At 35.4% G+C, this 5,462-nt stretch carries 5 protein-coding genes; 3 read left to right on the top strand and 2 right to left on the bottom strand.

Going from position 1 to position 5,462, the window contains the following annotated elements; genetic code table 11:
- Nucleotides 1-1,011 (bottom strand): hypothetical protein (locus tag E7480_06515; protein ID MBE6904244.1); only part of this gene is annotated, 1,011 nt, incomplete at its 3' end.
- A 369-nt stretch (nt 1,012-1,380) separates the two neighbouring features.
- Between E7480_06515 and E7480_06510 the strand changes: the two genes are divergently transcribed.
- On the top strand, nt 1,381-2,874 hold the full coding sequence (locus E7480_06510) for an alpha-N-arabinofuranosidase (protein MBE6904243.1): 1,494 nt from the start codon (nt 1,381-1,383) through the stop codon (nt 2,872-2,874).
- 2 nt (nt 2,875-2,876) lie between these two features.
- On the opposite strand, the gene E7480_06505 is transcribed toward E7480_06510, so the two are convergent.
- A complete protein-coding gene (locus tag E7480_06505) occupies nt 2,877-3,353 on the bottom strand; it encodes a hypothetical protein (GenBank protein ID MBE6904242.1) in 477 nt (158 codons plus the stop codon).
- On the opposite strand from E7480_06505, the gene E7480_06500 reads away from it, so the two are divergent.
- The gene (locus tag E7480_06500; GenBank protein ID MBE6904241.1) at nt 3,330-4,676 is read left to right on the top strand and encodes a hypothetical protein; all 1,347 of its coding nucleotides are present in this window, start codon (nt 3,330-3,332) and stop codon (nt 4,674-4,676) included. The genes E7480_06505 and E7480_06500 overlap by 24 nt on opposite strands.
- Nucleotides 4,677-5,057: 381 nt before the next feature.
- Nucleotides 5,058-5,438, top strand: coding sequence for a hypothetical protein (locus tag E7480_06495; protein MBE6904240.1), 381 nt, complete (start codon nt 5,058-5,060; stop codon nt 5,436-5,438).
- Nucleotides 5,439-5,462 lie beyond the last annotated feature (24 nt).

Raw genomic sequence — 5,462 nt, 5'->3', positions numbered from 1 at the left:
GCAGTGGAAAGCAATACATTTGTTGGGTTCGTTTCCAAAGTTGTTGTTAAGGTCAAGACAACCGGAAGAATTGCCGGAAGCGAGAGCAAGTGCCATCATTGTGATAGTATTGGTAACATCCATTTCGCATGTAGCAGGAATACCACAACCATTAAGAATACCCATTACAGCACAGGGAGTGATTCCAAGTTGTTCCTGAAGTTCGCTCCAACAACGGATAGCAAGTGCATCAAGCTTATTTTCTTTAACAAGATTTTCAAGAACAACGCCTAATTTAGCCATTACAAGATCTCTGCCTGAAGGAGCGTTTGAAAAATCGGCAACGCCGTAAAGCTTTGTAATCCAAGCTTTAACTTCTTCACTGTTATCATCAGTTTTTTTGATTTTATCGAAAATAGTACTCAAATCATAAGATTCAACGTCAATCTTGTGTCTTTCAAGAGCATTTTCATCAAATCTAACGCTTTTAAATGCAGTAGTTCTTGCGCCTACAGTACCGATACGAGCATTGGTCATACCTTTAACTACACGGCAAACACCTACAAACTTTTTAAGCTGAGCATCAAATTCATCAGAAAGAGGATGAACAACAAAGGGCATATATTCGGTATATTTGATACCCATTTGTGTTAAAACACTGGTAAGTGCAAGCTTTCCACAGAAAGCATCTCTTCTGTGAGCAAAATCCATTTTGCCAATTTCATCGGGATATGCCTGAATAAGAATAGGAACATTTACATTCTTAATAGCGGCTTTAATGCCGTTTTCATCGCCGAAGTTGGGAAGACAGATAACAAGACCATCATATTCTCCTCTGTGAGCCTCAAGGAAATCTGAAAAAATCATACCTTCTGCTGTTGTTTCAACAGCTCCGTATTTTACAGATTTTTCGTCAATGGCAAGACATTCAACTCCTGCTTTTTTGAAAGCTTCTTGCATTTCAGCTCTTGCACTTTCAATAACTGAGCTGGGGAAAAAGCCTCTGTTAGCAACCAATAATGCTAATTTCATAATAAAACCTCCTAAAAATTAAATAGTAGTAATTACCTTTAACGATAAAGTAATATTGTAATAAAACTGTAAAGTTATATGAAAATTACAGCAGTTTACTTTATCGTTAAAGTAAAGTATAAAATGAGTATAGCACGACTTTTTTGTTTTGTCAATTAAAAGCTTTATATTAGCTTTAAAAAATAGGTTTGAATTAAATATTAATATTTCAAACGAAGCAACAGCAACCATTATTGTAAATATATTGCATAATCAATACAATATCAAAATTTAACGATTGACAAACATTTAAAATTTACATTATAATAAAAATATACTTTAACGATAAAGTGAATGCGTTCAACAATTAAAATATCGGAGGCAGGTAAAATGATAAAATCAAAAATTAGGGTAAATAGCGAATATGTTATTGGTAAAACTGATAGTGGAATGTTTGGTTCTTTTCTCGAACATGTAGGAAGAGCAATTTACAACGGAATTTATGATCCGAAACATCCTTTGGCAGATAGTATGGGATTTCGTAAGGATGTTGCAGAAGCAGTAAAAGAGCTCAATATATCAGTTATCAGATATCCTGGCGGAAACTTTGTTTCCGGATATAATTGGGAGGATGGGGTAGGTCCCATAGAGCTTCGTCCTAAAAAACTTGAGCTGGCTTGGAATAGCGTTGAGACTAATATGGTAGGAACTGATGAGTTTTGTACCTATTGTAAGAAAATCGGTTCTGAGCCTATGCTTGCTGTTAATCTTGGCACCAGAGGACCCGATGAAGCAAGACAGCTGGTTGAATATTGCAACAGTAGAGCAGGCACTAAGTATGCCGATATGCGTATCGCTAACGGCTATAAAGAGCCTCATAATGTAAAATATTGGTGCTTAGGCAATGAAATGGATGGTCCTTGGCAAATTGGCCGAAAGACTGCTTATGAATACGGTAGGGTAGCCGAGGAAAGTGCTAAGCTCATGAAACTTACCGATCCTTCTATAAAGCTTATTGTATGCGGTAGCTCAAGCAATCTTCTTCCCACTCATCCCGATTGGGAAAGAGAGGTATTGGAGCTTACCTACGATAGCGTAGATTATATTTCTATGCACAGCTATTATGAAAACGCTAACGGGGATACACCTTCATTTGTTGCATCAAATGCTCAAATGGAAAAGTTTATTCAAGGGGTACTGGCTTCCTGTGACTTTGTTAAGGCTAAGAAACGTTCAAATAAAACAATGATGATTTCTTATGATGAGTGGAATATTTGGTATCAGTTCAGCAGAAAACAGGATGTTGAGCCTTGGCAAGTAGCGCCTCATTTGTTTGAGGACATTTACAGCATGGAGGATGCTGTTGCTTTGGGTGGTTTGCTTATTACTATGATGCGTCACTGCGACAGAATAAAGCTTGCTTGTCTTGCACAGCTTGTTAATGTTATTGCGCCCATAATGACCGATGACACAGGAGCTATGTGGAAGCAAACAACCTTCTATCCTTTTATGCATGCTTCAAAATACGGAAGAGGAACAGTTCTTAATACCATAACAAATTCTGAAACTTACGACTGTATTCACGGAACAGTTCCTTATGTTGAAAGTCTTTGTGTGTTCGGAGAGGACGAAAGCATTACCGTTTTTGTATGTAACAGAAGCGAAGAGCAGGATTGTGATTTTGATATTATTCTTGAAAATGCAGAAGAATATAGTCCTGAATCACATATTGTAATGACAGCAGCTGATAAGAATATGTCTAATACTGCAGCAAATCCTTTTAATGTAGTTCCTACAAGCGTAAATGATATAAACGGCGAAAAAGGAACCTTCAATGTGAAGATTCCTTCATTTTCCTGGAATGTATTAAGATTTACTAAATAACACTATTTAAATTCCTTTAAAATATTATTTTCAAGATGGTTTAGATTGATTTTAATTTGAGAAACAAATTCTTCATCTTGATTTATAAACAAATTTAAACCGCTATCTTCTCCAAAGAAAATTTTGAGTCTTTTATTTACATTTGAAAGACCGGTCATTTCGTCAGTTTCTTTAACGCAATTAATTGTATTATACAGTCCATCTATTGTATCTTGTGTAATATTTCCGCCATTGTCTTTGACATTTATGATTAACATATTGTTTTCTTCATAAAGTAATACTTCGATTTCTCCGTCTGATAGAGTATCTTTCATTCCATGCTCAAAAGCGTTTTCGACTAATGGTTGGATAATAAGCTTAGGTATCATTAGATTGTTTTGATGACAATTATTGATAATATTAAATTTTACACGGTCGGAGTATCTGAGACAAATAATATCTGCGTAATTTTTAATATGGGACAACTCTTCTTCTATCATAACGGAACCTTTATTACAGAGACTGATTGTGACACCTTTAATCCTGATAAAAATAGATATCCAAACGGTATGAAATATCTTGCTGACAGTATTAGAGAGCAAGGCTTAATACCTGCTGTATGGGTAGGCTTTACTCATGAGGTGAAAGAAAGTGAATATATAAAAGAAAATCCTCAAACAGTTTTAATTAATAAACAATCATGGTGCGGTCCCTATTTTTTAGACCCAACGCATCCTGATTTCCTTAACGGATTTTTAACAATAGCCTTTAATCAGGTTAAGGAATGGGGTTTTGAGGCTGTTAAATGGGATGCTCTTCCTAAAACACTTGATTATCTTGACCAGTGCCATGATGATTTATATGATAAATCTCTGTCATCAGAAGATGCCTTAAGAGGTGCTATACAGAAGGCAAGAGATATTCTTGGAGAAGATACATATATGCTGTCGTGTCACGGCGAGGCATACAGAGATATAACTGCTTTTTGTGACATTTTCGATGCCGCAAGAATAGGTGCTGATATTTTCGGATGGCAAGATTTCAAACAGTACTGTGTTGAAAGAACTTGTTTTCTTTATCCATTACATAATATTGTTGAAATACTTGACCCTGATAATGTTGTTTTAAGAGATGATTTCAATAATGATATTCAGGCGATTTCAAGAAGTTGTTTTGTTTCAATGTGCGGAATGCCGATTACATTAGGAGATGACTTGAGATTCTTGCAGGATTCCAGAATTGATATTGTCAAAAGAGCAATTCCTCCTATGGATATTCGTTCAATGTTATTTGAAGCACCTGAATTCACAGGGGAAATTTTGTTGATTAATCTTTTCATCAATACAGGATATGAAGAGTATAGAGTTATTAATTTCTTTAATACTCTTAATATAAAAACCTCTACAAGCTATTCTTTTGATGAACTTGACCTTGAAGAGAATGCTGAATATCTTGTATTTGATTATTGGCATAATGAGTTTATCGGAAAAATAAACAGAGAGATTTCTCTTGATTTTGATGCTTGTGAAACAAGAATACTCAGCTTCAGAAAATTTGAGAATAGACCGATGATAGTTTCCACTGATAGACATATTACACAGGGTGCTTGTGAAATAAAGAATATGAAGTGGGATAACGAAAGAAATGCTCTTTGCGGAACCTCTGCAACAGTTGAAGGGGATAGTTACACAATGAAGATTTATATTCCTAACGGCTTCAATGCAGACGATAAGCTTACAAAAATTGCTGATAATCTATATTCGTTTACAATTGAAGCAGCTACGGGAGCAGATGTTGATTGGGAGTTTATCTTTACTAAATAATATTTGTTCTTGAAATAAAAAACAAAAAGTTAAAGGACTTGGAAAATTTCTAAGTCCTTTTCGTTGTATAACGAAAACCACGCGATAGTCGCGTGATTCAAAAAAGGTTAATCGATGAACAAAACAAAATCCTCCATTTGTGGTAATATAAAGATGACCTTCCAGTCACACAAAACACAAATGGAGGATTTATAAATGAAAAAAGAACAAATCGATACAAATAGTTTACTCTGAATCTTCAAGTGGGAAGTTGCAAGTAAATTTTTTGATTTCGTTGTTTGCTTGTAGCATATCTGCGAATTTACTTTGGATTTCAGTGTAAGATTTACATACACCATCACATTTGCTTAACCGAGTGCGTCATGGGGAAACGAAATATCAATGGACAAAACGTATAAAATCGCTCTCTGTAGCTTGGTATTTAATATGGCGTTCAGCGCCTATTATCTTGGTGTGGGTATTTTATCAAAATTATGGTGGCTTTTAACACTTGGCGCGTATTACCTGATTTTGAGCGTTGTTCGTTTTTTAGTTCTTCGGACAAATAAGTGCAAACAATCATTAGCAAGATCTGTTGGAATCATGTTGCTTGTATTATCTCTGCCTTTCGCAGGAACAGTAATCCTTGCCGCTTTGAAGGATAGAGGACAACAATTACACGAAATTTTAATGATCACAATGGCGCTTTATGCTTTCTCAAAGATTACACTTGCAACCTTCAATCTTTGCACTGCAACGCTCTATGCTTGTTTCTTTTGGTGAAATGAGCACATCAAACACACAATT

The organism is Oscillospiraceae bacterium (genome assembly GCA_015067255.1).
Classification (GTDB): domain Bacteria; phylum Bacillota; class Clostridia; order Oscillospirales; family SIG519; genus SIG519.
Note: the sequence above shows the minus strand (reverse complement) of the source record. Positions and strands in the feature narration are given on the sequence as shown.

What these genes read in the sequence shown, in the direction of transcription:
- E7480_06510 (MBE6904243.1), top strand. Translation starts at nt 1,381, where the DNA reads ATGATAAAATCAAAAATTAGGGTAAATAGCGAATATGTTATTGGTAAA.
- E7480_06500 (MBE6904241.1), top strand. Translation starts at nt 3,330, where the DNA reads ATGGGACAACTCTTCTTCTATCATAACGGAACCTTTATTACAGAGACT.
- E7480_06505 (MBE6904242.1), bottom strand. Translation starts at nt 3,353, where the DNA reads ATGATAGAAGAAGAGTTGTCCCATATTAAAAATTACGCAGATATTATT.
- E7480_06495 (MBE6904240.1), top strand. Translation starts at nt 5,058, where the DNA reads ATGGACAAAACGTATAAAATCGCTCTCTGTAGCTTGGTATTTAATATG.